30 protein-coding genes are annotated in these 24,860 nt (G+C 59.5%); 17 read left to right on the forward strand and 13 right to left on the reverse strand.

Annotation, left to right across the window (positions count from 1 at the left end; translation table 11 throughout):
• Positions 1 to 103: 103 nt before the first annotated feature.
• Both HUW52_RS10345 and HUW52_RS10350 read left to right on the forward strand, forming a co-directional pair.
• Positions 104 to 538 (forward strand): DoxX family protein, encoded by a 435-nt coding sequence (locus HUW52_RS10345; RefSeq protein ID WP_003226822.1) that lies wholly within the window; start codon positions 104 to 106, stop codon positions 536 to 538.
• 248 nt (positions 539 to 786) lie between these two features.
• Complete coding sequence (locus tag HUW52_RS10350; protein WP_175553556.1) at positions 787 to 1,095, forward strand: class I SAM-dependent methyltransferase; 309 nt, start codon at positions 787 to 789, stop codon at positions 1,093 to 1,095.
• A 6-nt stretch (positions 1,096 to 1,101) separates the two neighbouring features.
• Here the strand turns inward: HUW52_RS10350 and greB are convergent, their stop codons facing one another.
• Genes greB through HUW52_RS10365 form a run of 3 tightly spaced genes read right to left on the reverse strand, consistent with a single transcriptional unit; the run spans position 1,102 to position 4,821 of the window.
• On the reverse strand, positions 1,102 to 1,599 hold the full coding sequence (greB, locus tag HUW52_RS10355) for a transcription elongation factor GreB (RefSeq protein WP_016985509.1): 498 nt from the start codon (positions 1,597 to 1,599) through the stop codon (positions 1,102 to 1,104).
• 34 nt (positions 1,600 to 1,633) lie between these two features.
• Positions 1,634 to 4,138 carry an ABC transporter permease gene (locus tag HUW52_RS10360; RefSeq protein ID WP_175553557.1) on the reverse strand — a complete coding sequence of 835 codons (2,505 nt, stop codon included), beginning with the start codon at positions 4,136 to 4,138 and terminating at the stop codon, positions 1,634 to 1,636.
• The gene (locus tag HUW52_RS10365) at positions 4,138 to 4,821 is read right to left on the reverse strand and encodes an ABC transporter ATP-binding protein (RefSeq protein WP_175553558.1); all 684 of its coding nucleotides are present in this window, start codon (positions 4,819 to 4,821) and stop codon (positions 4,138 to 4,140) included. The genes HUW52_RS10360 and HUW52_RS10365 overlap by 1 nt, the downstream gene beginning before the upstream one ends.
• 10 nt (positions 4,822 to 4,831) lie before the next feature.
• Here HUW52_RS10365 and HUW52_RS10370 point away from each other — a divergent pair, with 10 nt between their 5' ends.
• From HUW52_RS10370 to HUW52_RS10380, 3 genes are all read left to right on the forward strand, one after another.
• Complete coding sequence (locus tag HUW52_RS10370) at positions 4,832 to 5,437, forward strand: arylesterase (RefSeq protein ID WP_175553559.1); 606 nt, start codon at positions 4,832 to 4,834, stop codon at positions 5,435 to 5,437.
• 57 nt (positions 5,438 to 5,494) lie between these two features.
• A complete protein-coding gene (locus HUW52_RS10375) occupies positions 5,495 to 5,788 on the forward strand; it encodes a hypothetical protein (RefSeq protein ID WP_007908575.1) in 294 nt (97 codons plus the stop codon).
• 198 nt (positions 5,789 to 5,986) lie between these two features.
• Positions 5,987 to 6,958 (forward strand): L,D-transpeptidase family protein, encoded by a 972-nt coding sequence (locus tag HUW52_RS10380; protein ID WP_016985506.1) that lies wholly within the window; start codon positions 5,987 to 5,989, stop codon positions 6,956 to 6,958.
• Positions 6,959 to 7,084: 126 nt separating this feature from the next.
• On the opposite strand, the gene oprI is transcribed toward HUW52_RS10380, so the two are convergent.
• Positions 7,085 to 7,336, reverse strand: a complete 252-nt coding sequence (gene oprI / locus HUW52_RS10385) for an outer membrane lipoprotei OprI (protein ID WP_003199355.1) — start codon at positions 7,334 to 7,336, stop codon at positions 7,085 to 7,087.
• A gap of 638 nt (positions 7,337 to 7,974) precedes the next feature.
• On the opposite strand from oprI, the gene HUW52_RS10390 reads away from it, so the two are divergent.
• On the forward strand, positions 7,975 to 8,256 hold the full coding sequence (locus tag HUW52_RS10390) for a GNAT family N-acetyltransferase (RefSeq protein WP_003226804.1): 282 nt from the start codon (positions 7,975 to 7,977) through the stop codon (positions 8,254 to 8,256).
• A 60-nt stretch (positions 8,257 to 8,316) separates the two neighbouring features.
• On the opposite strand, the gene HUW52_RS10395 is transcribed toward HUW52_RS10390, so the two are convergent.
• A complete protein-coding gene (locus tag HUW52_RS10395) occupies positions 8,317 to 9,393 on the reverse strand; it encodes a 3-deoxy-7-phosphoheptulonate synthase (RefSeq protein WP_016985505.1) in 1,077 nt (358 codons plus the stop codon).
• A 130-nt stretch (positions 9,394 to 9,523) separates the two neighbouring features.
• The gene (locus tag HUW52_RS10400) at positions 9,524 to 9,967 is read right to left on the reverse strand and encodes a PilZ domain-containing protein (RefSeq protein WP_175553560.1); all 444 of its coding nucleotides are present in this window, start codon (positions 9,965 to 9,967) and stop codon (positions 9,524 to 9,526) included.
• Positions 9,968 to 10,015: 48 nt separating this feature from the next.
• Here HUW52_RS10400 and HUW52_RS10405 point away from each other — a divergent pair, with 48 nt between their 5' ends.
• From HUW52_RS10405 to cysB, 5 genes are all read left to right on the forward strand, one after another.
• Positions 10,016 to 10,351, forward strand: a complete 336-nt coding sequence (locus HUW52_RS10405) for a co-chaperone YbbN (protein ID WP_175553561.1) — start codon at positions 10,016 to 10,018, stop codon at positions 10,349 to 10,351.
• The gene (locus HUW52_RS10410) at positions 10,348 to 11,304 is read left to right on the forward strand and encodes a putative 2-dehydropantoate 2-reductase (protein ID WP_026000636.1); all 957 of its coding nucleotides are present in this window, start codon (positions 10,348 to 10,350) and stop codon (positions 11,302 to 11,304) included. The genes HUW52_RS10405 and HUW52_RS10410 overlap by 4 nt, the downstream gene beginning before the upstream one ends.
• Before the next feature lie 23 nt (positions 11,305 to 11,327).
• Entirely contained in the window at positions 11,328 to 12,233 is a 906-nt protein-coding gene (locus HUW52_RS10415) for a 5'-nucleotidase (protein ID WP_175553562.1), read from the forward strand.
• 98 nt (positions 12,234 to 12,331) lie between these two features.
• Complete coding sequence (locus tag HUW52_RS10420; RefSeq protein WP_016985500.1) at positions 12,332 to 12,835, forward strand: universal stress protein; 504 nt, start codon at positions 12,332 to 12,334, stop codon at positions 12,833 to 12,835.
• 113 nt (positions 12,836 to 12,948) lie between these two features.
• Positions 12,949 to 13,923 (forward strand): HTH-type transcriptional regulator CysB, encoded by a 975-nt coding sequence (gene cysB, locus HUW52_RS10425; protein WP_007908591.1) that lies wholly within the window; start codon positions 12,949 to 12,951, stop codon positions 13,921 to 13,923.
• A gap of 9 nt (positions 13,924 to 13,932) precedes the next feature.
• Here cysB and HUW52_RS10430 read toward each other — a convergent pair whose 3' ends face one another.
• Both HUW52_RS10430 and HUW52_RS10435 read right to left on the reverse strand, forming a co-directional pair.
• A complete protein-coding gene (locus tag HUW52_RS10430) occupies positions 13,933 to 14,415 on the reverse strand; it encodes a GreA/GreB family elongation factor (protein WP_034155245.1) in 483 nt (160 codons plus the stop codon).
• Between the two features lie 2 nt (positions 14,416 to 14,417).
• On the reverse strand, positions 14,418 to 14,828 hold the full coding sequence (locus tag HUW52_RS10435) for a hypothetical protein (protein WP_175553563.1): 411 nt from the start codon (positions 14,826 to 14,828) through the stop codon (positions 14,418 to 14,420).
• A 124-nt stretch (positions 14,829 to 14,952) separates the two neighbouring features.
• Between HUW52_RS10435 and earP the strand changes: the two genes are divergently transcribed.
• Entirely contained in the window at positions 14,953 to 16,095 is a 1,143-nt protein-coding gene (gene earP / locus HUW52_RS10440; RefSeq protein WP_175553564.1) for an elongation factor P maturation arginine rhamnosyltransferase EarP, read from the forward strand.
• A 48-nt stretch (positions 16,096 to 16,143) separates the two neighbouring features.
• Positions 16,144 to 16,713 carry an elongation factor P gene (locus tag HUW52_RS10445; RefSeq protein WP_007908599.1) on the forward strand — a complete coding sequence of 190 codons (570 nt, stop codon included), beginning with the start codon at positions 16,144 to 16,146 and terminating at the stop codon, positions 16,711 to 16,713.
• 189 nt (positions 16,714 to 16,902) lie between these two features.
• Here HUW52_RS10445 and HUW52_RS10450 read toward each other — a convergent pair whose 3' ends face one another.
• The 3 genes from HUW52_RS10450 to HUW52_RS10460 form a co-directional block, all read right to left on the reverse strand.
• On the reverse strand, positions 16,903 to 17,322 hold the full coding sequence (locus tag HUW52_RS10450) for an organic hydroperoxide resistance protein (RefSeq protein ID WP_016985496.1): 420 nt from the start codon (positions 17,320 to 17,322) through the stop codon (positions 16,903 to 16,905).
• A 326-nt stretch (positions 17,323 to 17,648) separates the two neighbouring features.
• Positions 17,649 to 18,104 carry a MarR family winged helix-turn-helix transcriptional regulator gene (locus tag HUW52_RS10455; protein ID WP_175553565.1) on the reverse strand — a complete coding sequence of 152 codons (456 nt, stop codon included), beginning with the start codon at positions 18,102 to 18,104 and terminating at the stop codon, positions 17,649 to 17,651.
• Between the two features lie 73 nt (positions 18,105 to 18,177).
• Complete coding sequence (locus HUW52_RS10460) at positions 18,178 to 19,134, reverse strand: LysR family transcriptional regulator (protein WP_175553566.1); 957 nt, start codon at positions 19,132 to 19,134, stop codon at positions 18,178 to 18,180.
• 110 nt (positions 19,135 to 19,244) lie between these two features.
• On the opposite strand from HUW52_RS10460, the gene HUW52_RS10465 reads away from it, so the two are divergent.
• Positions 19,245 to 19,994: a sulfite exporter TauE/SafE family protein gene (locus HUW52_RS10465; protein ID WP_175553567.1), complete on the forward strand. Its 750-nt coding sequence runs from the start codon at positions 19,245 to 19,247 to the stop codon at positions 19,992 to 19,994.
• On the opposite strand, the gene HUW52_RS10470 is transcribed toward HUW52_RS10465, so the two are convergent.
• Positions 19,984 to 20,838, reverse strand: a complete 855-nt coding sequence (locus tag HUW52_RS10470) for a LysR substrate-binding domain-containing protein (protein ID WP_026000633.1) — start codon at positions 20,836 to 20,838, stop codon at positions 19,984 to 19,986. The genes HUW52_RS10465 and HUW52_RS10470 overlap by 11 nt on opposite strands.
• Positions 20,839 to 20,934: 96 nt before the next feature.
• On the opposite strand from HUW52_RS10470, the gene HUW52_RS10475 reads away from it, so the two are divergent.
• Both HUW52_RS10475 and HUW52_RS10480 read left to right on the forward strand, forming a co-directional pair.
• Positions 20,935 to 21,156 carry a DUF1127 domain-containing protein gene (locus tag HUW52_RS10475; protein ID WP_016985493.1) on the forward strand — a complete coding sequence of 74 codons (222 nt, stop codon included), beginning with the start codon at positions 20,935 to 20,937 and terminating at the stop codon, positions 21,154 to 21,156.
• Between the two features lie 64 nt (positions 21,157 to 21,220).
• On the forward strand, positions 21,221 to 22,447 hold the full coding sequence (locus HUW52_RS10480; protein WP_175553568.1) for a winged helix-turn-helix domain-containing protein: 1,227 nt from the start codon (positions 21,221 to 21,223) through the stop codon (positions 22,445 to 22,447).
• Positions 22,448 to 22,545: 98 nt separating this feature from the next.
• On the opposite strand, the gene HUW52_RS10485 is transcribed toward HUW52_RS10480, so the two are convergent.
• Complete coding sequence (locus tag HUW52_RS10485) at positions 22,546 to 23,892, reverse strand: class II 3-deoxy-7-phosphoheptulonate synthase (RefSeq protein WP_016985491.1); 1,347 nt, start codon at positions 23,890 to 23,892, stop codon at positions 22,546 to 22,548.
• Between the two features lie 153 nt (positions 23,893 to 24,045).
• On the opposite strand from HUW52_RS10485, the gene HUW52_RS10490 reads away from it, so the two are divergent.
• Complete coding sequence (locus tag HUW52_RS10490) at positions 24,046 to 24,801, forward strand: spermidine synthase (RefSeq protein ID WP_175553569.1); 756 nt, start codon at positions 24,046 to 24,048, stop codon at positions 24,799 to 24,801.
• The last annotated feature ends 59 nt before the right edge of the window (positions 24,802 to 24,860 follow it).

The raw sequence follows: 24,860 nt of genomic DNA on the forward strand, positions 1-24,860 counted from the left end.
ATTGATTGTTATGGCGGAATATTTGCGCTTTTAACATGAGATTTACTGATTAATATAGCGGCCAACCAACACACAAAACTTCTCGCAAAACAAGGAATGCCCCATGAGCTCTCTGATCAACAAAGTACTGTTCACCCGCGCTGGCTACGGTCTGACCATCCTGCGCATTGCGGTCGGCGTAATCTTCGCTGCGCACGGTTCGCAAAAGCTTTTCGGTCTGTTCGGTGGTTATGGTCTGGCGGGCACGGCGCAGTACATGGACAGCCTTGGCCTGCACCCGGGCTACCTGATGGCGACGCTGGCGGGCGGTACTGAATTCTTCGCCGGCCTGGCCTTGATCATCGGTCTGCTGGTGCGTCCGGCGGCGTTGGGTCTGACCTTTCTGTCGCTGGTGGCGATCTTCACCGTACACATCAGCAACGGTTTGTTTATGGCCAACAACGGTTACGAGTTCGCTCTGGCCCTGCTCGGAGGCAGCCTTGCCGTAATGATCGAAGGCGCCGGCAAGCTCTCGGTGGATCGCGCCATCGCCGGTTAACCGCTCTGGCTCAAGGAAAAGGCCCGCATTGTGCGGGCCTTTTTTGTTGCGGCTGATTCTTGACACTGATCGGTCACGTTCTCTAGGATGTTGCCCATGCGCCGATTTAAACAGCTACTTGCGGGGCGCCAGGTGACTTCAACAGTTGCCGTCAGAAGCCGGAACAGGGCTTCGAAATACCGCTAAAGCGCTGGTTCGGTGTTGCCTCTCACCTGCCATGCAGACTTTTGAGGCAGAGACACGACACGATGAATGCACTACGCCCTCCAGCACGTCCCGCGCCGATCACTGCGCATATCACTCAACGCAACCCGAAAATTCTCCTTGGCGGCAAACATCAGCCGACGCTGTTGCGTTATCTCGATGGCTGGCCACGTCGCAGCGGCGGTCCTGCCGCGTTCCTTATCCAGTTTGTCGAAGACGGCGAGTCGCTGGCACGTTTTGCCAGTGACAGTTTTGATCTGGCGGTGATTCAGGCGCCGATCGCTGAGGATGCGCCGGAGATGATCAAGCAACTGGTCCGCGTTGCGCGCCAGGGTTTGATCACCCGCCGCTGACAGGCTTTACGGATAGTCGATGGCGACGATGTAAACGAACTGCTCACCCGTCGGTGTCTGCACCCTGACTTCTGCATCCAGCGCCTTGCCGATCAAGGCGCGGGCGAGTGGCGAGTCGATGCTGATCAGACCCAGTTTCAGATCCAGTTCATCCGGGCCGACGATGCGGTAGCGCGATTGCTTGCCGTCTTCGTCTTCAATGGTCACCCATGCGCCGAAGTAGACCTTGTTCGGGTCACTGGGTTTTTCACTGACGACTTTCAATGCTTCCAGGCGTTTGGTGAGAAAGCGCACGCGACTGTCGATCTCGCGCAGCATCTTCTTGCCGTAGGTGTATTCGGCGTTCTCCGAGCGATCGCCCTGAGCCGCCGCCTCGCTGACCGATTGCGTGACTTGCGGGCGGCGCACATGCCACAACTCATGGAATTCGGCGCGCATCCGCGCTTCACCCTCAGGGGTGATCAGCGCGGTGCCGGCGGGGCGGGGAGGGCGATAACGGCTCATGGCAACTTCTTGTGATCAAGACCGCTTGAGTCTATCAACCCTCGCGCAACACTGTCAGTGGACTTGCGTTGAGCGCCCGGCGCGTGCCGAACACACCCGCACCACCAATCAGCGCCGCGCCAATCAACGGTAGTACCAGCAGCCATGGATGCGGGTGCCACGGCAGATCGAAGGCGTAGCGATACAGCACCAGACTCACCACTTCCGAGCCGATCGCTGCGAGCAAGCCGCTGACCGCACCAAGCAAGCCGAACTCGATGCGCCGCGCCTTGATCAGCAACTGTCGCTCTGCGCCCAGTGCACGCAAAAGCGCACCTTGGCGAATGCGTTCATCCAGCGTTGCCTGCAAACCGGAAAACAGCACGGCCATCCCCGCCGCCAAAACAAACAACAGCACATATTCGACCGCCAGAGTGACTTGGGCGAGGATGCTGCGCAATTGTTCCAGCAGTGCTTCGACCTGAAGAATGGTCACTGCCGGGAAGGTGCGTGACAGTTCGACGATCTGCTGGTCATGACCTGGCGCCAGATAGAAACTGGTCAGGTAGGTCGCTGGCAGATCCTTCAACGTGCCGGGCTGGAAGATCATGAAGAAGTTCGGCTGGAAGTTGTCCCAGTTGATTTCGCGCAGGCTGGTGACCTTCGCCTCGCGATTGACCCCGCCGACGCTGAAGACCATGTGATCGCCGAGTTTGAGCTTGAGGCTTTCGGCGACTTTGCCTTCCACCGATACGCCGGGAACCACGTCGGTTGGCTGATCCTTCCACCATTCACCGGCGGTGAGTTTGTTGCCCGCCGGTAAATCAGCGGCCCAGGTCAGACTCAAATCTCTTTGAACTGCGCGGTCGCCCGCCGAATCCTTGCTGACAATTTGCTGCACGGCGTCGCCGTTGATGCTGATCAGCCGTCCCGGTACCACCGGATACAGTGGCGCCGCTTGCGCGGACACTTTGATCAGGTGATCTGTAAAGGCCTGTTTGTCTGCCGGCAGAATGTTCAGGGCAAAATAGTTGGGAGCGTTTTTCGGTAGCTGGTTTTGCCAGGTGTCGAGCAGTTCGCCACGCAGCAGGGCGATCAAGGCCATCGACAACAGAATCAGACCGAACGCCAACGACTGACCGGCCGCTGCCAACGGATGACGCAGCAACTGGCCCAGGCCCAGGCGCCATGGCAGCGAAGCACGGGCGAGCATCCGCCGCAGGCTTTGCAGGAGCAACAACAGCAGGCCACCCAGTACCAACGCGGCGACCACGCCACCACCGAGCAGGGCGAAGGTCAGCAGCAGGTCCAGACTCAGGCGCCACATGATCAGGCCGAGCGCACCCAAAGCGGCGCCATAAACCATCCACGTACTCGACGGAATCGGTAGCATGTCGCGGCGCAATACACGCAGTGGCGGTACTCGGCCCAGTGCAGCGAGTGGCGGCAGCGCAAACCCCGCCAAAGCTACCAGCCCGGTGCCGATCCCGGCGATGGCTGGAAACAGCCCGCCGGGAGGAACGTCGCTTGGCAATAAATCATGCAGCAGTGCGAACAAACCCAGTTGCGCCAACCATCCGAGCAAAGCCCCGCTGAGCGCGGCGAGCAGCCCGAGCACGGTCAATTGCAAACTGAACAGCACCATGGTTTCCCGCCGCGACAATCCGAGGCAGCGCAGCAAGGCACTGGCGTCGAAACGGCGACTGGCAAAACGGTTCGCCGACAACGCCACCGCCACCCCGGCCAACAGCACGGCGACCAGACTGGCCATGTTCAGATAACGCTCGGCTTTGCCCAGTGCACCGCCAATCTGCCGGTTGCCATCGCGCGCATCCTGAATCCGCTGATTGGCGGCGAGCCCGGGTTTGATCAGTTGCCGATAGGTTTCCAGCGCCTGCGGTTCACCGCGCCACAGTTCGCGATAACTCACGCGGCTGCCGGGTTGCACCACGCCGGTGGCGGCGAGGTCGTCGAGGTTGATCATCACCCGTGGCGTGAGGCTGTAGAAGTTGCCGGCGCGATCCGGTTCGTAGGTCAGCACTCGGGCCAGTTTCAACGTCTTCATGCCGACATCGATGCTGTCGCCGATCTTCAGATCCAGTGCGGTCAGCAGACGTGCCTCGACCCAAGCTTCGCCGGGTTGCGGTTCACCGCCGGTTTCTTCGGTGGCGAAAGGCGCTGGCGCGCTCTTGAGTTCGCCGCGCAACGGATAGGCGCGGTCGACGGCTTTGATGCTCGACAACTGAATGCCATTGTCGGTGGCGATGACACTGGAGAACTCCACCACTTGCGCATGATTCAGGCGAAGTTCGGTGCCGCTGCGAATCTGTTCTTCACGGGCCGGGGAGCTGCCTTCGAGAACCAGATCGGCACCGAGAAATTCAGTCGCGCGCAGCATCATGGCGCCGTTCAGACGGGCGCCGAAATAACCGATGGCGGTACTCGCCGCCACCGCCACGACCAGCGCAAAGAACAACACGCGCAATTCACCGGCGCGGGCATCGCGCATGAGTTGGCGTATGGCGAGACTGAACAGGCGCAACAGCGGCAAACGTGCCATCAAGGCTCCAGAGGGGCGACCAACAGCCCGGCTTCAAGACGGATCAGGCGCCGGCAGCGATGGGCCAGGCGTTCGTCGTGGGTCACCAGCACCAGGGTGGTGTCGCGTTCCTTGTTCAATTCGAAAAGCAGATCGCTGATGCGCTCACCGGTGTGGCTGTCGAGGTTGCCGGTGGGTTCGTCGGCGAACAGCACGTCAGGCTCGGCAGCAAACGCACGGGCAATCGCCACACGTTGTTGCTCACCACCGGAGAGTTGACGTGGCGAGTGCGTCAGACGCTGGCCAAGGCCGACGCGCTGGAGCAACTCCGTCGCCCGTTCACGGGCGTCTTTGCGGCCATCAAGTTCCAGCGGCAGCATGACGTTTTCCAGCGCATTGAGGCTGTCGAGCAACTGGAACGACTGGAAGACGAAACCGACATGCTCGGCACGAATGCGTGCGCGCTGGTCTTCATCAAGATTGCTCAGGCCCTGGCCGGCGAGAATGACTTCGCCGCTGCTCGGCAGGTCGAGGCCGGCGAGCAAGCCGAGGAGGGTGGACTTACCGGAACCGGACGCGCCGACGATGGCCAGGCTGTCGCCCTTGTTCAGTTCCAGGCTGAGTTCGTGCAGGATAGTCAGTTCACCTTCCGCGCTGGGAACCACTTTGCTGAGGTTCTTCGCGGTGAGAATGCTTGCGCCCATGGAGAATCCGATGCGTGTATGGTTTTTGAGTGCTGGCCTGGCCTTGATGTGCATGGCCCAGAACGCAGCGGCGGGTACTGTCCTGATCGTTGGCGATAGTATCAGCGCCGGTTTCGGACTGGATACCCGCTTGGGGTGGGTGTCGTTGCTCGAACAACGGCTCAAACAGGAGGGTTTCGACGACAAAGTGGTCAATGCTTCCATTAGCGGCGACACCAGTGCCGGAGGCCAGGCGCGGCTGCCCGCGCTGCTTGCAGAGCATCAGCCGGAACTGGTGATCCTCGAACTCGGCGGCAACGATGGCTTGCGCGGAATGCCGCCAACTCAATTGCAACAAAATCTTGCCTCGATGATCGACAGCTCCCGCCAGAGCGGTGCCAAGGTGCTGTTGCTCGGCATGCAATTGCCGCCCAACTACGGCAAGCGTTACACCGATGCCTTTGCCGAGGTGTACGGCAAACTCGCTGACGATAAAAAGATCCCGCTGGTACCGTTTTTCCTCGACGGCGTGGGCGGTCATCCGGACCTGATGCAGGCCGATGGTCTGCACCCGGCGGCCGGGGCTCAGGGCAAGTTGCTGGAAAATGTCTGGCCGACGCTAAAACCGCTGTTATGAGGCTTTTCTAAGGGCAGGCTTTCGGCTAATGTGGCGCCCCCTTATTTGGAGCCCCCGATGTCGCGTTCTGCCTGGTCCCTGTTTGCCTACCAACTGATCGAGCCTGACGAGCAGCTGGATCTGTTCGCCTGCCAGGAAGTGCGGGTGCATCTGGTGACGCGGCAACTCGAACTCGGTGGCTCGGCTGATCGTACCCTGTGCGGCAGCCTGCTGCCGGCGCAACCGCGCTGGTCGAGCGTGGATCGTCGGGTGTTTCAGGATCAGCGCCTGTGTTCGTTGTGCCGGGCGATTCTGGAATCGCAGAAGCGTGGGACTTCGCCGATCTGGCCGGAGCTGCGATTCGAGCTCTGATTCTGTGGGAGCCGAGCTTGCTCGCGAAGAGGCCATGTCAGTTAACATTTTCGGTGACTGACCCAGCGCTTTCGCGAGCAAGCTCGCTCCCACCTGGAACACCTTGTCGCCTGCATAGGGGTGATCTCCCCGAATATTCAAAGTGCGGTGTACAATCGCGCTCTTATACCCTTGTTGATCATGCGAAGGATTTTCCGGATGTTGCCGCGCTTTCCTGCCGTCACCCGCTGCCTGTCACTTGCCGCCCTGTGTGTGGCCGGTCCCGTTGCTGCATTGGAGTTTCCCCTGCCACCACCCGGTGAAGACATCATCGGCCAGGTGCAGGTGATCAAAGCCAAGTACGAAGACACCTTCGCCGATCTGGGTACGAAGTACGATCTGGGATACTCGGAGATGGTCGCGGCCAACCCGGGGGTTGATGCCTGGTTACCGGGCGCCGGCACCGAAATCGTCTTGCCGACCCGTTTCATTCTGCCGCCGGGCCCGCGTGAAGGCATTGTCATCAACCTTGCCGAATACCGCCTCTACTACTTCCCGAAAGGCCGCAACGTGGTGTACACGTTCCCGTTGGGTATCGGTCGTGAGGGTTGGGGTTCACCGATCGCACACACCTCGATCACCGCCAAAACGCCTAACCCGACCTGGACGCCTCCCGCGTCGATCAAGGCTGAACACGCCGCTGATGGCGATCCTCTGCCAAACGTAGTACCGGCCGGCCCGGACAACCCGTTGGGCCCGTTCAAGTTCACTCTGGGTACGCCGGGCTACCTGATTCACGGTTCGAACAAGAAGTTCGGTATCGGCATGCGCACCAGCCACGGCTGCTTCCGCATGTTCAACAACAACGTACTGGAAATGGCCAGCATGGTCCCGGTCGGGACGTCGGTGCGTATCCTCAACGATGCGTACAAGTTCGGCAGCAGTGGCGGCAAGGTTTATCTGGAAGCGCACACGCCGATCGACGACAAGGGCAACCCTTCGGTGGTCGACAAGCACACTGCAGTGATCAACGCGATGCTCAAGCGTGAAGATGTCACCAGCAACCTGCGCGTGAATTGGGATGTGGTGAGGGATGTGGTCGCGGCCGAAGATGGTCTGCCAACGGAAATCGGCACGCCGAATACTTCGGCACCGATTGTTGCCAATACACCGATCGACCTTCAGCAGTAAGTCGTACCCCGGAACCCGCCGATGCGTGAAGCGTCGGCGGGTTTTTTATTGCCTGAACAAAACGGTGGGCAATAAAAAAGCCGACCCGATAAATCGGGCCGGCTCGATAACAATCCCGAGGGATTATTACTTGCGGCTAGCTTTGTCCAGCATGCGCAGAGCACGCTCGTTAGCTTCGTCAGCAGTCTGTTGTGCTTTTTGAGCAGCAGCCAGAGCTTCATCAGCTTTACGGTAAGCTTCGTCTGCACGAGCCTGGGAGCGAGCAGCTGCGTCTTCAGTAGCGGTCAGACGTGCTTCGGTTTCTTTCGATGCGCTGCTGCAACCGGTAGCCAGAACTGCGGCCAGAGCCAGAGCAGAGAATTTCAGAACGTTGTTCATCGTGTTCCCCTTCAAGGACTTTCAATTAAGTGGCTGTCTCCTCACGATTGAGGAAATAGCCGGCGTACATACTACCCATTACTTGTAGTAAGTAAACTGACGTAAGGCAAGAAGCAAAAAAAATTGTAGGCGTTGATTCTTTTTCGAGCAACTTTTAACTGCGCTGCTTAAAAAATACCCAGCTGCAAGCCCCGAGCTGAGCGAGTTAATGAGAAAAAGTTCCCGTTGCCACGTGCTGTTTTTGCAGTCTTGGCTAAAGTCTGTCTAGATGAATTCGTCCACACTTTTGTTCCGATTTTGCGTGCTGCTTCGCTTATCTTTGTGCATGTTGAGGTGACTTTAAAAAAGGCTGCACGTCTTAAGTCTCAACATCCGGCAATGTTCAGGTGAATGGCCCGGGAAGATCTTCTCCCCAATCACCTCTGCGTCCATCGGAGCAACCCCCGTCAACCCGCTTGATGACGAGCGTACCTTGAGCATTTTTGCCAATGGTGCCTACTATTTATCAGGTGCCAGGTTGCGCGAGATCGGTGTGGCTCTTCTCGGTGTCCATCAGGCACGGGGTGGCGTAGATGTTCCTTCGCCGGAAAAACATCGGTAAGGTAGGGGTCAGAATTCAAGACCCGCGAGGAGTAGTGATGAGCGAGGCGTTGTCCATCCACCATGACCAGGCTGGTCATCAGTTCGAGACCAATGTGGACGGTCATCGTGCCTACCTGACCTATATGGATCTGGGAAAACAGACCCTGGATATCTATCGCACGTTTGTGCCCAACGCCCTGCGTGGCCGTGGCATTGCCGCAGCGCTGACCGAGAGTGCGTTGCAGTACGCCGAAGAGATGGGTTACACGGTGATCCCGTCATGCTCTTACGTCGAGCGCTACATGGAGCGCCATCAGCGCCGCGCCGCCAAGATCTGAATCGCACACAGAAAAACGCCGGGCATTGCCCGGCGTTTTTTTATGCCTGTAAAACATGTATCAGCTGCGCTGGCGCTTCGGCAACACGTCCTTGAGCTTGGCGTGCATGCTGCGCAGGGTGTTCTCGGTGGCGGACCAGTCGATGCAGGCATCGGTGATCGACACGCCGTATTGCAGGTCGGCGAGGTCTTTCGGAATCGCCTGGCAACCCCAGTTCAGGTGACTTTCGACCATCAGGCCGATGATCGACTGGTTGCCTTCGAGGATCTGGTTGGCGACGTTTTCCATCACCAGCGGTTGCAGGGCCGGGTCCTTGTTGGAGTTGGCGTGGCTGCAATCGACCATGATGTTCGGCTTGATCTTCGCCTTGTCCAGCGCCTGTTCGCACAGGGCAACGCTGACCGAATCGTAGTTCGGCTTGCCGTTACCACCGCGCAGCACCACGTGACCGTAGGCGTTGCCTTTGGTGGTGACGATCGACACGCCACCTTCCTGGTTGATGCCGAGGAAGCGGTGCGGGCTGGAGACCGATTGCAGAGCGTTGATCGCCACGGTCAGGCCGCCGTCGGTGCCGTTCTTGAAGCCGACGGCCGAGGACAGGCCGGAGGCCATTTCCCGGTGAGTTTGCGATTCAGTGGTACGAGCGCCGATGGCCGACCAGCTGATCAGGTCCTGCAGGTACTGCGGGGAGATCGGGTCGAGGGCTTCGGTCGCGGTCGGCAGGCCTTTTTCGGCCAGATCCAGCAGCAACTGACGACCGATGTGCAGACCGTCCTGGATCTTGAACGAGTCGTCCAGATACGGATCGTTGATCAGGCCTTTCCAGCCGACGGTGGTGCGTGGCTTCTCGAAATACACGCGCATGACCAGATACAGAGTGTCGGAGACCTCCGCAGCCAGCACCTTGAGGCGATCGGCGTATTCGTGGGCAGCCTTGATGTCGTGGATCGAGCACGGGCCGATCACTACGAACAGACGGTGGTCGGTGCCATCAAGAATGTTGCGAATGACTTCGCGGCCCTTGGTGACGGTGCGCAGGGCAGCATCGCTCAGAGGGATATCACGCTTGAGCTGATCGGGAGTGATCAGGGTCTCGTTAGAGGCGACGTTTAGGTCGTTGATCGGTAAATCAGCCATCGTTTACTCGTCAGGTCACGGGTGCCGGCCGCCAGCGATCCCCGCGCGGCGGAGCACAGCAGATTTAAGCGCGTCGGGGAGCGGAACCTTAGCGCGTAAAGCGCCTGCTCGACAATGGGCAAAAGGTGCTTTAGTCCAGCGCTGGCTGCGCAAAAGCCTTGCGCACGCTGTCGTGGGAGAACTCGTCGGCGTGTTGCTCGACCCATTGCAGGGCCACCGCCTGAATTTCTTGCAGGTCATCGTGGGTGTCATGCATGCGGCAATAGCGCTCTATCTGACACACCTGCTCACCCATTCGCGCACTGAACAGCGTCTGCTCATCGGTGAAGGCGATGCCCACCAGGTAGCCTTTTTTGCGCCGCAGGCACCACGCCACATAGCCCGGATAACAGATGTCGGCGTTGAGTGACGGCATGCGCACTTGCAGCGCTGTGCCACGGCGCCAGGCACGGTGGTAATTGCAAGCGATGCCGCCGAGGCTGATAGTGTGCAGCTGTTGCCTGGAAATGCACTCAGGCTTGAGCAAGGTTAATTCAACCGGCACCTCGTCCGGATGAGGAATGAAACGTCCCATGAGCACAGACTCCCTGTGTCGGCCATTTGACATTGTTTCCCCAGTATAGTGGTCGAATCCGAACTGACCGATTTCGACGCCGATCAACGGCTATTGGCGATGAGCGGCGTTTCGCTGGTGATTTTCACCAGTGTCGGTTGCGCCAGTTGCCGTTATGCCCGCGAAGTGTTGCCGGATATGGCGTTGGCCATCGATCGCCTGTGCTGGATCGATGCCGGCGACAACGGCGGGTTGGTGGAGCGCTATCAGGTCTTTCATTTGCCGGCGCTGTTTGTGGTGCGCGACGGCGAGTTCTTTGGGGCATTGCACACGCGCCTGACGGCCGCTGCGCTGAACGCAGCGCTGGCGCAGGCACTGGGTCGAATTGCAGAGGAGTTGCCATGATGGGGGCAGTGAATAAACCGGTCGTAGGAATTATCGGCACCGGCGCGATTGGTGGTTTTTACGGTGTGATGCTGGCGCGTGCCGGTTTCGACGTGCACTTTCTGTTGCGCAGCGAGTTTTCGGCAGTGGCTGAGCGTGGTTTGCAAATCAACAGCGCGGTGCATGGCCCGCTGACGTTGCATCCAGCGCAGGTCTATTCGTCCGCCGAAGACATGCCCAAGTGCGACTGGTTGCTGGTGGGGGCGAAAACCACCAGCAACGCAGGTCTCGCGCCTTCAATTATTCAAGCGGCCAAACCGGACGCGAAAGTGCTGGTGCTGCAAAACGGTCTCGACGTCGAAGACAGCTTGCGTGAACTGCTCCCCGATTCCCTTCATCTGCTGGGCGGTTTGTGCCTGATCTGTGTGCATCGCGAGGGGCCTGGACAAGTTACCCACCAAGCCTTGGGCGCAGTGAACGTCGGTTATCACAGTGGTCCGTCCAGCGATGACGCCGCACGTATGGCGATTGTCGAGGAGGGTTGCGGGTTGTTCCGCGCTGCCGGGATCGATTCCCAGGCAATGCCCAATCTGCGGCAGGCGCGCTGGCAGAAACTGGTGTGGAATATTCCCTACAACGGACTCTCGGTGTTGCTCGGTGCAAGCACCACGCCGTTGATGGCCGATGCCGACAGCCGCACGTTGATCCAGGCGTTGATGGCCGAAGTGGTTCAGGGCGCCAAAGCTTGCGGCCATGACGTGCCGCCGGGGTACGCCGACTATCTGTTCATGATGACCGAGAAAATGCCCGACTACTGGCCGAGCATGTACCACGACTTTTTACACAAGCGGCCGCTGGAGCTGGAGGCGATCTACGCTCGGCCACTGGCAGCGGCGAAAGCGGCGGGCTGTGAGCTGCCGCGCATCGAAGCGCTGTATCGCAATTTACGTTTTATCGACCGGCGCAACGTTTAAGCCGGTCGCTTTGGGGGAAGGCAATGGCCAAAAACATCGATGACAAACTGGTGCTGGCGATTTCGTCGCGCGCCTTGTTCGACCTGAGCGAGAGCCACAAGGTCTACCTGTCGAGCGGCGTCGAAGCCTATCGGCAATACCAGATCGAGCATGAAGACGAAATCCTCGCACCTGGCGATGCTTTCCCGCTGGTGGAAAAACTCCTGAAACTCAACAGTCGTCTTGGCCGTGCGCGGGTCGAGGTGATTCTGGTCTCGCGCAATAGCGCCGACACTGGCCTGCGCGTGTTCAACTCGATTCATCATTACGGTCTGGCGATTTCTCGCGCGGCGTTTGTTGGTGGGCGCAGTCCGTATCCGTATCTGAAAGCCTTTGGTTGCGACCTGTTTCTGTCTACCCATGCCGAAGATGTGCGTGCGGCGCTGGATGCCGGTTTCGCCGCTGCGACGATTCTTTCCGGCGGAGCGAGCCGTGCGGCCAGCGATGAATTGCGCATCGCCTTCGACGGCGATGCGGTGATTTTTTCCGACGAGTCGGAGCGCGTCTATCAGTCCGGCGGGCTGGAAGCGTTTCAGGCCAAGGAGCGCGAAGCCGCGCGCGAGCCGTTGCGTGGTGGGCCGTTCAAAGGCTTTCTGGCGGCGCTCAATCTGTTGCAGCGCGAGTTTCCCGATGACGATTGCCCGATTCGCACAGCGCTGGTCACTGCACGATCGGCGCCGGCCCACGAGCGGGTGATCCGTACCTTGCGCGAGTGGGACATTCGTCTCGACGAATCACTGTTCCTCGGTGGACTGACCAAGTCGGCGTTTCTCGAAGCGTTTGCTGCCGACGTGTTTTTCGACGATCAGGCCGGCCACTGCGAGCTGGCCCGCGAAGTGGTCGCCACCGGTCACGTGCCTCACGGCATCAGCAATGAGCCGCCCATCTAAAGCCCTGTGCTTCAAGACGTTGCGCTGCACGTCGTACTCGCCAAGGCACTGCTAAGCTGAATCAAATCTCCGCCATTGTTGGCTTGCGAGGAGGTCATATGATTCGTTCGATGCTGTATGCCACTGACCTCGGTCTGTACGCACCGTTAGTGATGCAGCATGCCTTGGCGTTGGCGCGAACGTTCAATGCCGATTTGTATGTGGTGCACGCGGTGGAGCCGATGGGGCTGTTTGCCGAATCGGTGTTGCAAAGTTATCTGGACGAGCAGGCATTGAACGAATTTCACAGCCAGGGTCTGAAAACTGTCATTGCCAATATCGAGCAGCGGGTGCTGGACAGTTTTCGCGAAGAACTCGGGGATGAAGGTGAGCAGGATCTGCAGCGGATTCGCGCGGTGCGCGTGCTGCAGGGCGATCCGTCACAGGTGATCCTCGACCAGGTGCAGAAACTCTCTGTCGATCTGCTGATCGTCGGCAGTCACAGCCACGGGGTAGGCGCGGAAACGCCGTTGGGGCGCACGGCGGCGCGGGTCCTGCAATTGGCCAAGGTGCCGGTTTATCTGGTGCCGTTAGTGGAGCGTCGGCGGCGGGAGGATCGCTGAAGCAGGAATAATGGCGCCTTGACAAAAAAGTTCTAGATTTATTCGTCAAACCATTAATATAGTTATATACCGTCGCTGATGCCCGTGGCGTCTACCTGCTTTGAGGGATACATATGAAGCTTCAACAATTGCGCTACATCTGGGAAGTGGCGCACCACGACCTCAACGTTTCCGCTACAGCCCAAAGCCTTTACACCTCGCAACCGGGCATCAGTAAACAAATCCGCCTGCTGGAAGATGAACTCGGCGTCGAAGTGTTTGCCCGCAGTGGCAAGCACCTGACCCGCGTGACCCCGGCCGGCGAGCGCATCATCACCACCGCCGGTGAGATTCTGCGCAAGGTCGAAAGCATCAAGCAGATCGCCCAGGAATTCTCCAACGAGAAAAAAGGCACCCTGTCGATCGCCACCACCCATACCCAGGCACGTTATGCGCTGCCACCGGTGATCAGCAATTTCATCAAGCAATACCCGGACGTGGCGCTGCACATGCATCAGGGCTCGCCGATGCAGATCGCCGAAATGGCTGCTGACGGCACCGTCGATTTCGCCATTGCCACCGAAGCGCTGGAACTGTTCGGCGATCTGGTGATGATGCCGTGCTACCGCTGGAACCGTTGCGTGGTCGTGCCGCAGGGCCACCCGCTGACCAAGCTGCCGAAGCTGACCCTCGAAGCCCTGGCCGAATACCCGATCGTGACTTACGTGTTCGGTTTCACCGGTCGCTCGAAACTCGACGAGGCCTTCAGTCATCGCGGTCTGACGCCGAAAGTGGTGTTCACTGCGGCCGACGCCGACGTGATCAAGACTTACGTGCGCCTGGGCCTGGGTGTGGGCATCGTCGCTAAAATGGCGGTCGACACCAAACTCGACAACGACCTGGTGGTGCTGGATGCCAGCGAGTTGTTTGAATCGAGCATCACCAAAATCGGCTTCCGTCGTGGCACCTTCCTGCGTGGTTTCATGTGCGACTTCATCGAGAAGTTCGCCCCGCACCTGACTCGCGAAGTGATGGCCAAAGCCATCCAGTGCCACAACAAGCAGGAACTGGAAGAACTGTTTGACGGCGTCGAACTGCCGGTTCACTGATCAGTTGTTTCAGAGCACCTCGGTGACAGCGAACTGTTGCCGGGTGCCCGCCACCAGAATCTCCACCTCATCGCCTTCGCACTTGCCCAGCAGACCTTTGCCCAGCGGTGAGCGCGGGGTGATGACGGTAATCGGCTGACCGACCACATCGACTTTCAGGCCTGCCGCATCCGGCGCCAGAAACAGCCATTGCTCACGTCCCTTTTCGTCTTCCAGGCCGAGCAGGGCGCCGACTTCGATACCGCGATTCTCGTCATAGGCCCGCAGCGTCAGGTTTTGGCACAGCGCCAGTGACTGACGGATTTCCTCGACCCTTTTTGCCTGACCCGCTGCCAGATACGACGCTTCCAGACCCAGCGTGTCGTACTTGTTTTCAGCGATGTTTTCTTCGTGCGTCGCGGTTTCGTAAGCGGTTTGCGCGGCGCGTTCGGCGATGTCGAGGTCGATGCGCAGTTTGTCGAGAATCAGTTGGTGGACGATGTGCTTGTTCATGATCAATCGCAGAATTGCAGAACGTTGGCGCGGCTCTTTTCGCTCGGCGCGGTTTGATCCTGTTGCAGCCAGAACTGACACTTTGGATTCGACAGATTACGCGTGCTGCCGCGCGCCTGATCCAGCCGTGCCTGCTGCTCGTTCTTGCGCAGATTTTCCTCGTATTGCTGGAACAACGGGCTCTGCGGTGGAATATCCGGCTGCACCTGAACAGCCGCCGGCGGATTGGCCAGTTGCTGCACCGCTTGGGCAGCCGGTGCCAGTTGTTCTTTGAACAGGAAATGAGAAAACAGCCAGCAGGTCAGTGCAATGGCAAGGAAGCCCAGCCACATACCCAAGGCAATGCTGCCGGTCAGATGCAGCGCGCTAAGCTGAACGGGCAACGGGCGACGCGGGTTGGGACGATAGGGCATGGCTGCCTCCTGGCGGATGATTGCGGGCAAGTGGCGATTGTCGCACGAAGATTAATCGCCGTCGGCTCTTCTGCGCGAGGTCATTTATGCGGACAATCGATGCTTTTGCCAACGGGAGTCTTGAATGCCGCAATTGAAAACCCGCTGGGATATTTTCTGTACCGTCGTCGACAACTTTGGTGACATCGGTGTGACCTGGCGCCTGGCCCGGCAACTGGCGGCCGAACATGGTCTGGCGGTGCGCCTGTGGGTCGATGATCTGCGCGCATTCGAGCGTATTTGCCCCGAGATCGATAGCAACGCGGCACAGCAATGCCAGCAGGAAGTCGAAGTGCGCCACTGGCCGGCCGAGTGGTCGCACACCGACGCCGCCGATGTGGTGATCGCCGCGTTTGCCTGTCAGTTACCCGGTGATTACATGGACGCGATGGCCGCGCGCGAACAGCCACCGCTGTGGATGAACCTCGACTATCTCAGCGCCGAAGACTGGGTGATCGGTTGCCACGGGTTGCCGTCGGTCAAATACAAAAACGTGCAGAAAATCTTCTTCTTTCCAGGCTTTCAGCCGGGTACTGGCGGGCTGTTGCGTGAGCGCGGATTGCTCGAGCAGCGTCGGCAATTTCAGCGGGATGCCAAGGCTCAGCGCCAGTTCCTGCAAAGTCTCGGGATCGATCCTGCGCCTGACGCCCAGCTGATTTCGCTGTTTGCCTACGAGAATGCCGGGTTGGCCAGTTGGCTGGACGTTTTGGCGGCGGACGCTGTGCCGACCCATCTGCTGGTGCCGGAAGGGCGGATTCTTGGCGATGTCGCACGCTGGCTCGGCGTGGAAACACTGGCGGTCGGCGCGATACATGAACGCCAGTCGCTGACTGTGCAGGTATTGCCGTTCGTCCGTCAGGATCAATATGACCACTTGCTCTGGTGCTGCGATTTCAACGCGGTGCGCGGTGAGGACTCATTCGTCCGCGCGCAATGGGCGGGGCGGCCGATGCTCTGGCACATCTATCAGCAGGACGAAGACATCCATCTGGACAAGCTCGACGCCTTCCTTGCGCTCTACACGAAAAGCCTGTCGCCGGCCGCTGCCGAGGCGATGAACGGTCTCTGGCGGGCCTGGAGTGCCGGTCAACCCATCGGCGAACACTGGCTCGCGGCTCGTAATCATTGGCCAGAACTGCAGGAAAATGCCGAAAAATGGTGTCTGGAACAAGGCTTGCAGGCCGATCTTGCCGCAGCGCTGGTACAGTTTTACCTAAATTGGATATGATATGCGGCCTAGATTTTTGTAAATCCCATCCAAATTCGGATATTCGCAATGAAAACTGGTAAAGAACTGAAACCCGGTACCGTGATCCGTCTCGAGAACGATCCTTGGCTGGTTCAGAAAGCTGAATTCACCAAGTCGGGCCGTAACAGCGCGATCATGAAGACCAAGCTGAAAAACCTGCTGACCGGTTACAAGACCGAGATCGTTTACAGCGCTGACGACAAACTGGACGACGTAATCCTCGACCGCAAAGAAGCGACCCTGTCCTTCATCAGCGGCGACACCTACACGTTCATGGACACCACTGACTACACCATGTACGAGCTGAACGCTGAAGACATCGAAGCCGTTCTGCCTTTCGTTGAAGAAGGCATGACCGATGTTTGCGAAGCGATCTTCTTCGAAGAGCGTCTGGTTTCCGTAGAACTGCCGACCACCATCGTGCGCGTAGTTGACTACACCGAAGGTTCGGCTCGTGGCGACACTTCCGGCAAAGTCATGAAGCCAGCCAAGCTGGCCAACGGTACTGAGCTGCAAGTTGCTGACTTCATCGAAATCGGTGACAAGATCGAGATCGACACCCGCGAAGGCGGTTCCTACAAAGGCCGTGCCAAATAAGCATCGGTTTTTGCGGAAAGAAAAAGCCCGACCATTGAGTCGGGCTTTTTTGTGCCTGCATTTTGCGCTCCACACCTATCCCCTGTGGGAGCGAGCCTGCTCGCGAATGCGCTCTTTCGGCCAGCACATCACCGGATGACACACCGCTTTCGCGAGCAGGCTCGCTCCCTCGGGGATTTGTGTCTGGTTTCAGACGGTGGTGTGCAGACGCACATCGACGTTGCCACGGGTGGCGTTGGAGTACGGGCAAACCTGGTGAGCCGCATCGACCAGCGCTTGCGCATCGGCTTGTTCCAGACCCGGAAGGCTGATATGCAGATCGATGTCCAGACCGAAGCCGCCAGGAATCTGGCCGATGCCGACGTGGGCGGTGATCGAGGCATCGTCAGGGATTTTGCGTTTGGTCTGGCTGGCGACGAATTTCAGTGCGCCGATGAAGCAGGCCGAGTAGCCGGCAGCGAACAGTTGCTCAGGGTTGGTCGCCGCGCCGCCGGCACCGCCGAGTTCTTTCGGGGTGGCGAGTTTGACGTCGAGGATGTTGTCGCTGGAGATCGCACGACCATCACGGCCGCCAGTGGAGGTTGCGATTGCGGTGTAGAGAGTTTGCATGGTGTGAGCCTCATTGGGTGTGTTTTTGTGCGCTAATTGTTTGCGCGCTAACTAAGTGCGAGATGAATGTATCTCGCTAATATTTTGCGCGCAAGATAAATTTTCGAAAAATCTGCGTTTCGGCAAAACGGCGTACCGCTCGGTTAGCCTGAAAAGTGCGATTTAGAGGGGATGGCGGGGAAATCAGGTGTTGAAAAATATTCTTTAGACAACGAGATCAAATGTAGGAGTGAGCCTGCTCGCGATAGCGGTGGTTCAGTCGACTTCTGAGTTGACTGGCACACCGCTATCGCGAGCAGGCTCACTCCTACAGGGATTGGTGAGCCTTAGATAAGGCTTTCTTGTAGATGGCGGCGCAGCGCCTGCAACTCTGATTGCAGCGTTTGCAGGCGTTCCAGGGTGAAGCCGCTGGCGCCGAGAATGCATTGCGGAATGGTCTGTGCCTTGTCGCGCAACGCGCGGCCTTGCTCGGTCAGCTCGACAATCACCACGCGCTCATCGTCACGGCTGCGCGTACGGCTGAGCAAACCTTCGCCTTCCAGGCGTTTGAGCAGCGGGGTAAGCGAGCCGGGATCGGTCAGCAACCGCGAGCTGATTTCTCCGACGGTCAAACCATCCTTCTCCCACAACACCATCATCGCCAGGTACTGCGGATAGGTCAGGTTCAAGGCTTGCAGCAAAGGCTTGTAGACCTTGGTCATCATCAGTGAAGTGGAATGCAGGGCGAAGCACGCCTGGTTATCCAGCAGCAGGTCGTCGCAGGTGTCGCGTACTGAAGTCATGTCAAAAGCCTTGTTCGGTAATGGTCATGAATCTAGCGCTCGAATCTTTAATGCGCCAGATAATTTTCCAGCGCTAGTGCCGGCCCAGATCTCGCTGTAGCGCCAGATCCCATGGCGGCACGGGACTGAATCGGGTCTTCAGGTATTCGAGGAGCAAACGGCTGCGCGAATGGGTTTGCTGTTCCATGCGCAGCGCGTAAATGCCAGTGGACTCGGGGCTTGGCAGGCCGTTTTCGCAGAACAATGGCAGCAGTTCGCCGCGCAGCAGGTACTCACTGGCCAGCCATGTCGGCAGATGCGCGATGCCCAAGCCAGCCAAGGCTCCGCAGACCAACGCCTCGGCATTGTTGGCGCTCATGCGGATGCGCGCCGGGCGGTGCAATTGCATCTGCCCGTCCTGCTCGAAGCGCCAGGCGAAGGGCGGTGCGAGGCCGTCCCAGTCGAGGCCGTCATGCTCGCTCAGTTGCGCCGGACTGCCAGGCACACCACGGCGCTTGAGGTAGTCAGGACTGGCGCAGGCAATACGCACCATGCTCGCCAAGGGTGTGGCCACTAATCGGGTATCAGCCATTTGTCCGGCGCGCAGCACCAGATCGACTTTGCCCAGGTTCGAACCGCCCATGTCGACGAAGCTGTCGATCAGGTGCAGTTGCACATCCAGTCCCGGATACAGAACGAGAAAGTCAGCAATCACCGGCGCCAGATGCCTTCGCCCGAAAGCGGCGGGGGCATCGATGCGGATCAAGCCTTCGGGCGCACTGCTCAGGGACACCGCTTCTGCGCGGGCCAGTTGCAACTCGGCAACAATCCGTCGCGCGCGTTCGGCAAACGCCAGGCCTGCCGGCGTTGCGCGCACGGCATGGGTGCTACGGACAAACAACTGGCTGCCAACGGCGCTTTCCAGGCTGTCGATCCGTCGGGCGACGGCCGAAGGAGTCAGTGGATGACGACGCGAAGCGGCGGAAAAACTGCCACTCTCCAGTACATCGAGAAACAACCCGAGTTGATCGGTCAATTGATTGGGATTCATATCGGTTCAACGCTTGTGCGAAATCGGCATAGCCATTGTGCGTTGCTGTGCGTTTCCCCGCCAGCCGCGACTGCGTAGGATGATTCGCCTGACGTGAGAGGAATTTGGCTGTGATGGAGTTTTTGTTGTACCTGTTGTTCGGCGCCGCCCTTGGCACACTGGGCGGCATTTTCGGCATCGGCGGCGGCTTGATCGCCATTCCGTTGCTCGGCGTGTGGTTTGGTCTCGATCAGCAGATTGCCCAAGGCACGGCGCTGGTCATGGTGGTGCCGAACGTGATGCTGGCGCTGTGGCGATATCACCAGCGCAATCGCATCGAGCTGCGGCATGCGCTGCCCTTGGCGGTAATGGGTTTCTGCTTTGCGTGGATCGGTTCGATCTGGGCGGTGGGCATTGATGCGCAAACCATGCGCATCGGTTTTGTCGCATTTCTGGTGGTGCTCTCGGCCTACAACCTGTTGAAGATGTTCGGCAAGCAGCCCGCTGCGACTTCCGAAATGCGCTATTCCTGGCCATGGCTTGGCGTGCTTGGCGCGGCATCCGGAACCATGGGTGGCTTGTTCGGTGTCGGTGGGGCGGTGGTGGCGACGCCGGTGCTGACCAGCCTGTTCGGCACCACGCAAGTGGTTGCTCAAGGCTTGTCGCTGGCGCTGGCCTTGCCAAGCACCGGCGTGACTCTGGTGACTTACGCGGTACACCACGAAGTCGACTGGATGATCGGTCTGCCACTGGCGATCGGCGGTCTGGCGAGCATCAGTTGGGGGGTGAAAGTCGCCCACGCGATGCCGGAAAAGCTCCTGCGTGGGCTGTTCTGCGGTTTCCTGGTGCTGTGTGCAGTGATGCTCGCGTTTAAAGTTTGAAGCCTTCGACGATGTGCTCGGCCAGGCACTCGGTGATCGGCGACGGATTGTTCAGGTTGCGGATCAGCATGATGCTGGCCTCGGGCAACAGCGGCAGATCTTCGGCGGCGCCGAGGATGCGCATGTCCGGGGTGATCAGGCTCTCCAGTTGCGCGGTGATCGCCAGACCCGCGCTGACCACGGCCATCAGCGCCGACAAACTGGTGCTGTTGTAGGCAATGCGGTAATCGCGGCCCATCGCGTCCAGCGCATTGCACGCCCACAAGCGGCAGAAACAATCACTGTTGAACATCGCTAGCGGCAGCGGCGTTTGTTCGTGGGCACTGAAATTCTGCGCTTCGGCCCAGACGAAACGCTCCTTGCGCAGTAGTTGGCCGATCTCGTTGCCCGGTTCGCGGGTGACAATCGACAAATCCAGGTCGGTGCGCTGCAGCAGTTGTTTGGTCGACTCGCAGTGCACTTCGATCTGGATCAACGGATAGAACTGCGCGAACCGCGAGAGGATCCCCGGCAGAAACCTCATCACGTAATCGTCCGGCGTACCGATGCGTACCGTGCCGACCATGTGCGGCTCGCGCAAGGTGTTGAACACTTCGCTGTGCAACTTGAGGATGCGCCGCGCGTAACCGAGCAACACCTGGCCCTCGGCGGTCAGGCGCACCTGGCGTCCGTCGCGCTCGAACAATTGCCGCTGCAACACGTCTTCTTCCAGACGCTTCATCTGCATGCTCACCGCCGATTGCGTGCGGTTGACCATTTCGCCGGCACGGGTAAACCCGCCCTGATCAGCGATGGCGACAAAGGTGCGCAGTACATCGGTATCGATACTGGGGTAGGCCGACAATTGATGAATCTCCGTGATGCATGCCATCAGAAACATTCGTTGGATTGATCTTAGCGCTGGCGCGAGACTTGAGCCATCCACAAAGGAGGCAACACGATGAAAGGTCAAAGAGAGTATGTAGACGAAGCAAAATTTTCCGGCCACGGCCATATCGTTTCCGACCTGCTGCACAAGTTTAGCCGCTGGTACGAACTGCACCGTGAACGTGAGTTGCTCGCCAGTCTGAGCGACGAAGCGTTGAAGGACATCGGGGTCAGTCGTGCCGACGTTGAACACGAAGCCGTGCGGCCGTTCTGGGATGACCCGATGCATAAGTGATGAATCCAGTGCTACACAAACCCTCTTCCGGTGAGGTAGGTTGCGAGCAGACAAGGAGATGCTCATGCCCGCAACAGTATCCTTTTCCCTCAAACAGGCGCGACGACTGGCGCTGGCTGCCCAAGGCTTCAACGGGCGCCAGCCGCCGACTGTCAAAGCCGCGCACGTCAACCGGCTGATCGAACGGCTGGGTCTGCTGCAAATCGACTCCGTCAATGCCGTGGTGCGCTCGCACTACCTGCCGCTGTTTTCCCGTCTCGGTGCCTACTCTGCTGATTTGCTCGACCAGGCTGCCTGGAGTTCGGGGCGACGTCGCACGCTGTTCGAATACTGGGGGCATGAAGCGTCGTTGCTGCCGCTGTCGATGTATCCGCTGATGGCGTGGCGCATGCAGCGCGCCAGGCGCGGCGAGGATATCTATCAGCAACTGGCGAAGTTCGGTCGCGAGCAGCAGGACGTGGTTCGCCGGGTGTTGAGTTCGGTTGAAGAGCAGGGCGCGTTGGGCGCCGGCAGTCTGTCGACCCGCGAAGACAAGGCCGGGCCATGGTGGGACTGGAGCGCGGAAAAGCATGCGCTGGAGTGGTTGTTCGCCGCCGGTGAAGTCACGGTGGCGGGGCGGCGTGGTTTCGAGCGTTTATATGATTTGCCGGAGCGGGTGATTCCATCTTCGATCCTGCAACAAGCGTTGCCTGATGAAGCCGAAGCGCAGCGCGAGCTGTTGTTGCATGCGGTACAGGCGCTGGGCGTCGGCACCGAAAAAGACCTGCGTGATTACTTTCGCCTGAACCCGGCGGATGCGCGCCCACGTCTGGCGGAACTGGTCGAGGCGGGGCAGTTGCAGAGGTGCGAGGTCGCCGGTTGGCTGCAAATCGCCTATTGCCTGCCGGAGCCGAAAGTCCCGCGCAAGGTCGTGGCCAGTGCGTTGTTGTCGCCGTTTGATTCGTTGATCTGGGAGCGCAGCCGGACTGAGCGCTTGTTCGATTTTCGCTATCGGCTGGAGATTTATACGCCGCAGGACAAGCGGGTCTACGGCTATTACGTGTTGCCGTTTCTGCACAACGAGCGGATTGCCGCGCGGGTTGATCTTCGCTCGGAGCGGGCGGCGGGACAGTTGGCGGTGCATGCGGTGCACGAGGAAGAGCCGGGGCTGGATGAGGAGGGGATGTTGGCGCTGGCGCTGAACTTGCGGCAGATGGCGGATTGGCTGGGGCTGACGCGGGTGCAGTTGAATTGTCCGCGAGAGAGTGCGGCGCGGTTGCGGGTGGCATTGGCAGAGATTGGCGGTGTCTGAGCCGGCCTTTTCGCGAGCAAGCTCGCTCCCACATGGGTTTTGTATACGACACAAATCCAGTGTGGGAGCGAGCTTGCTCGCGAAGGTGGCGACTCGGTCTAGCGGCGGACTTGTTTCAGCGTTTCGGCTATGAGGAACGCCAACTCCAGCGACTGATCAGCATTCATCCGTGGATCACAATGGGTGTGATAGCGATCCGACAAGCCGTCTTCAGTAATCGGCCGCGCGCCACCAATGCACTCGGTGACATTCTGCCCGGTCATCTCGATGTGAATGCCGCCCGCGTAACTGCCTTCGGCTTCGTGCACCTGGAAGAACTGTTTAACCTCACCGAGGATCTGCGCAAAGTCGCGGGTCTTGTAACCGCTGCTGGCCTTGATGGTGTTGCCGTGCATCGGATCGGAACTCCACAGCACCTGTTTACCTTCACGCTGCACCGCGCGAATCAGCGCCGGCAAGTGATCGCCGACCTTGTTCGCACCCATCCGCGCGATCAGATTGAGGCGCCCCGGATCGTTGTCCGGGTTGAGCACGTCGATCAGGCGGATCAGATCGTCGGGGTTCATGCTCGGGCCGACTTTCACGCCGATCGGGTTGTTCACGCCACGCAGGAACTCGACATGCGCGCCGTCAAGCTGACGGGTGCGGTCGCCGATCCACAGCATGTGCGCCGAGCAATCGTAGTAATCGTTGGTCAGGCTGTCGCGGCGCACGAAGGCTTCTTCGTAGTTCAGCAGCAGCGCTTCGTGGGCGGTGAAGAAACTGGTTTCGCGCAGTTGCGGCGAGCTGTCCATGCCACAGGCGCGCATGAACGCCAGGGTTTCATCGATGCGGTCGGCGAGGTGGCTGTACTTCTCGGCCAGCGCCGAGTTGGCGATGAAGTCGAGGTTCCACTTGTGCACCTGATGCAGGTCGGCAAAACCGCCCTGAGCAAAGGCACGCAGCAGGTTCAGGGTCGCGGTGGACTGGTGGTAGGACTGCAGCAGACGTTCCGGATCCGGGACGCGGCTTTTTTCGTCGAAGCCGATGCCGTTGACGATGTCGCCACGGTAGGCCGGCAGGGTCACGCCGTCGATGGTCTCGTCGTTGGCCGAACGCGGTTTGGCGAACTGACCGGCCATGCGCCCGACCTTGACCACCGGGCAACCGGCGGCGAAGGTCATGACGATCGCCATTTGCAGCAACACTTTAAAGGTGTCGCGAATCTTCGCCGCGGAGAACTCGGCGAAGCTTTCCGCGCAATCGCCGCCCTGCAGCAGGAATGCCCGGCCCTGAGTGACTTCGGCAAACTGCCGGCGCAGTTCGCGCGCTTCGCCGGCAAACACCAGCGGCGGATAGCTGGCCAGCGTCTGCTCGACCTGGTGCAGATGCGCAGCGTCAGGATATTGGGGTTGTTGCTGGATCGGCAGGGCGCGCCAGCTGTCAGGGCTCCACGGTTGGCTCATCACGGTCTCTAATTGGTTCTACGCACGGGAAGCCCATGGTAGCAGCAATTAGTGCGTGACCTGCTCCCGCCCCATCACCGACAATCGCCGCTTTGCCACGGCGCCACAGCGGTGCCATCGCGTCACCGCGCCCGGTGACCATCAGGAGACGAAATGACTGAGGAGCGCGTCGAGCATCTGCTCGCCGAAGTACAGGATGAGTTCGGCGTGATTCGCGTGCTGGAAGTGGCCGATTACCGCTTTCTCGAGTTCGGCGATGCGATCGAGCAGAGCTGCGTGTTCACCGCTGATCCGAGCTGGCTGGAGTACGACTACACCCGGGCGATGCTGATCGGTGCGTTGTGCCATGAACGGCCGGAGAGTGCGCTGTTTCTCGGGCTCGGTGCCGGGACGCTGACTCAGGCCTGCCTCAAGTTTTTGCCGCTGGAAGATGTCGAGGCGATTGAATTGCGCCCGGATGTGCCGCGTCTGGCGATAGAATACCTTGGGCTGGATGATGATCCACGGCTGTACATTCGCGTCGGCGATGCGCTGGAACTGCTGCCGACTGCTGAGCCGGCGGACCTGATTTTCGTCGACCTGTACACCGATGTCGGGCCGGGCGTCGGGCATCTGGCCTGGAGTTTTCTCGGCGACTGCCAGAAGCGACTGAATCCCGGCGGCTGGCTGGTGATCAATCAGTGGGCCACCGATGACGGCAAGCCGTTGGGTGCGGCGTTGTTGCGCGGGCTGTATCACCGGCATTATTGGGAGTTGCCGGTGAAGGAGGGCAATGTGATTCTGATTGTCCCGGCGGATCTCGATCAGGTGCCGGACATGCAGGCGCTGACGGCCCGGGCCGAAGCGCTGGCGCCGCGGTTGGGGTATTCGTTGCAGTCGTTGATCAACAGTATTCGCCCTGCCACCTGAGGCATCTGGCCTTGCTGGCCCTATCGCGAGCAGGCTCACTCCTACATTGAAATGCGTTC

Origin of the sequence: Pseudomonas sp. 43A, from assembly GCF_013363935.1 — a bacterium.
GTDB classification, from domain to species: domain Bacteria; phylum Pseudomonadota; class Gammaproteobacteria; order Pseudomonadales; family Pseudomonadaceae; genus Aquipseudomonas; species Aquipseudomonas crudilactis.

Bases quoted from the DNA above. Each gene is read 5' to 3' on its own strand.
- HUW52_RS10455 (WP_175553565.1), bottom strand. From the start codon at position 18,104: ATGACTTCAGTACGCGACACCTGCGACGACCTGCTGCTGGATAACCAG.
- HUW52_RS10430 (WP_034155245.1), bottom strand. From the start codon at position 14,415: ATGAACAAGCACATCGTCCACCAACTGATTCTCGACAAACTGCGCATC.
- HUW52_RS10410 (WP_026000636.1), top strand. From the start codon at position 10,348: ATGATGGGGGCAGTGAATAAACCGGTCGTAGGAATTATCGGCACCGGC.
- HUW52_RS10350 (WP_175553556.1), top strand. From the start codon at position 787: ATGAATGCACTACGCCCTCCAGCACGTCCCGCGCCGATCACTGCGCAT.
- HUW52_RS10480 (WP_175553568.1), top strand. From the start codon at position 21,221: ATGCCCGCAACAGTATCCTTTTCCCTCAAACAGGCGCGACGACTGGCG.
- HUW52_RS10395 (WP_016985505.1), bottom strand. From the start codon at position 9,393: ATGGCTGATTTACCGATCAACGACCTAAACGTCGCCTCTAACGAGACC.
- HUW52_RS10390 (WP_003226804.1), top strand. From the start codon at position 7,975: ATGAGCGAGGCGTTGTCCATCCACCATGACCAGGCTGGTCATCAGTTC.
- HUW52_RS10345 (WP_003226822.1), top strand. From the start codon at position 104: ATGAGCTCTCTGATCAACAAAGTACTGTTCACCCGCGCTGGCTACGGT.
- HUW52_RS10420 (WP_016985500.1), top strand. From the start codon at position 12,332: ATGATTCGTTCGATGCTGTATGCCACTGACCTCGGTCTGTACGCACCG.
- greB (WP_016985509.1), bottom strand. From the start codon at position 1,599: ATGAGCCGTTATCGCCCTCCCCGCCCCGCCGGCACCGCGCTGATCACC.
- HUW52_RS10400 (WP_175553560.1), bottom strand. From the start codon at position 9,967: ATGGGACGTTTCATTCCTCATCCGGACGAGGTGCCGGTTGAATTAACC.
- HUW52_RS10475 (WP_016985493.1), top strand. From the start codon at position 20,935: ATGAAAGGTCAAAGAGAGTATGTAGACGAAGCAAAATTTTCCGGCCAC.
- earP (WP_175553564.1), top strand. From the start codon at position 14,953: ATGCCGCAATTGAAAACCCGCTGGGATATTTTCTGTACCGTCGTCGAC.
- HUW52_RS10365 (WP_175553558.1), bottom strand. From the start codon at position 4,821: ATGGGCGCAAGCATTCTCACCGCGAAGAACCTCAGCAAAGTGGTTCCC.
- HUW52_RS10485 (WP_016985491.1), bottom strand. From the start codon at position 23,892: ATGAGCCAACCGTGGAGCCCTGACAGCTGGCGCGCCCTGCCGATCCAG.
- HUW52_RS10435 (WP_175553563.1), bottom strand. From the start codon at position 14,828: ATGCCCTATCGTCCCAACCCGCGTCGCCCGTTGCCCGTTCAGCTTAGC.
- HUW52_RS10360 (WP_175553557.1), bottom strand. From the start codon at position 4,138: ATGGCACGTTTGCCGCTGTTGCGCCTGTTCAGTCTCGCCATACGCCAA.
- HUW52_RS10460 (WP_175553566.1), bottom strand. From the start codon at position 19,134: ATGAATCCCAATCAATTGACCGATCAACTCGGGTTGTTTCTCGATGTA.
- HUW52_RS10415 (WP_175553562.1), top strand. From the start codon at position 11,328: ATGGCCAAAAACATCGATGACAAACTGGTGCTGGCGATTTCGTCGCGC.
- HUW52_RS10380 (WP_016985506.1), top strand. From the start codon at position 5,987: ATGTTGCCGCGCTTTCCTGCCGTCACCCGCTGCCTGTCACTTGCCGCC.
- HUW52_RS10445 (WP_007908599.1), top strand. From the start codon at position 16,144: ATGAAAACTGGTAAAGAACTGAAACCCGGTACCGTGATCCGTCTCGAG.
- HUW52_RS10450 (WP_016985496.1), bottom strand. From the start codon at position 17,322: ATGCAAACTCTCTACACCGCAATCGCAACCTCCACTGGCGGCCGTGAT.
- cysB (WP_007908591.1), top strand. From the start codon at position 12,949: ATGAAGCTTCAACAATTGCGCTACATCTGGGAAGTGGCGCACCACGAC.
- HUW52_RS10370 (WP_175553559.1), top strand. From the start codon at position 4,832: ATGCGTGTATGGTTTTTGAGTGCTGGCCTGGCCTTGATGTGCATGGCC.
- HUW52_RS10490 (WP_175553569.1), top strand. From the start codon at position 24,046: ATGACTGAGGAGCGCGTCGAGCATCTGCTCGCCGAAGTACAGGATGAG.
- HUW52_RS10375 (WP_007908575.1), top strand. From the start codon at position 5,495: ATGTCGCGTTCTGCCTGGTCCCTGTTTGCCTACCAACTGATCGAGCCT.
- oprI (WP_003199355.1), bottom strand. From the start codon at position 7,336: ATGAACAACGTTCTGAAATTCTCTGCTCTGGCTCTGGCCGCAGTTCTG.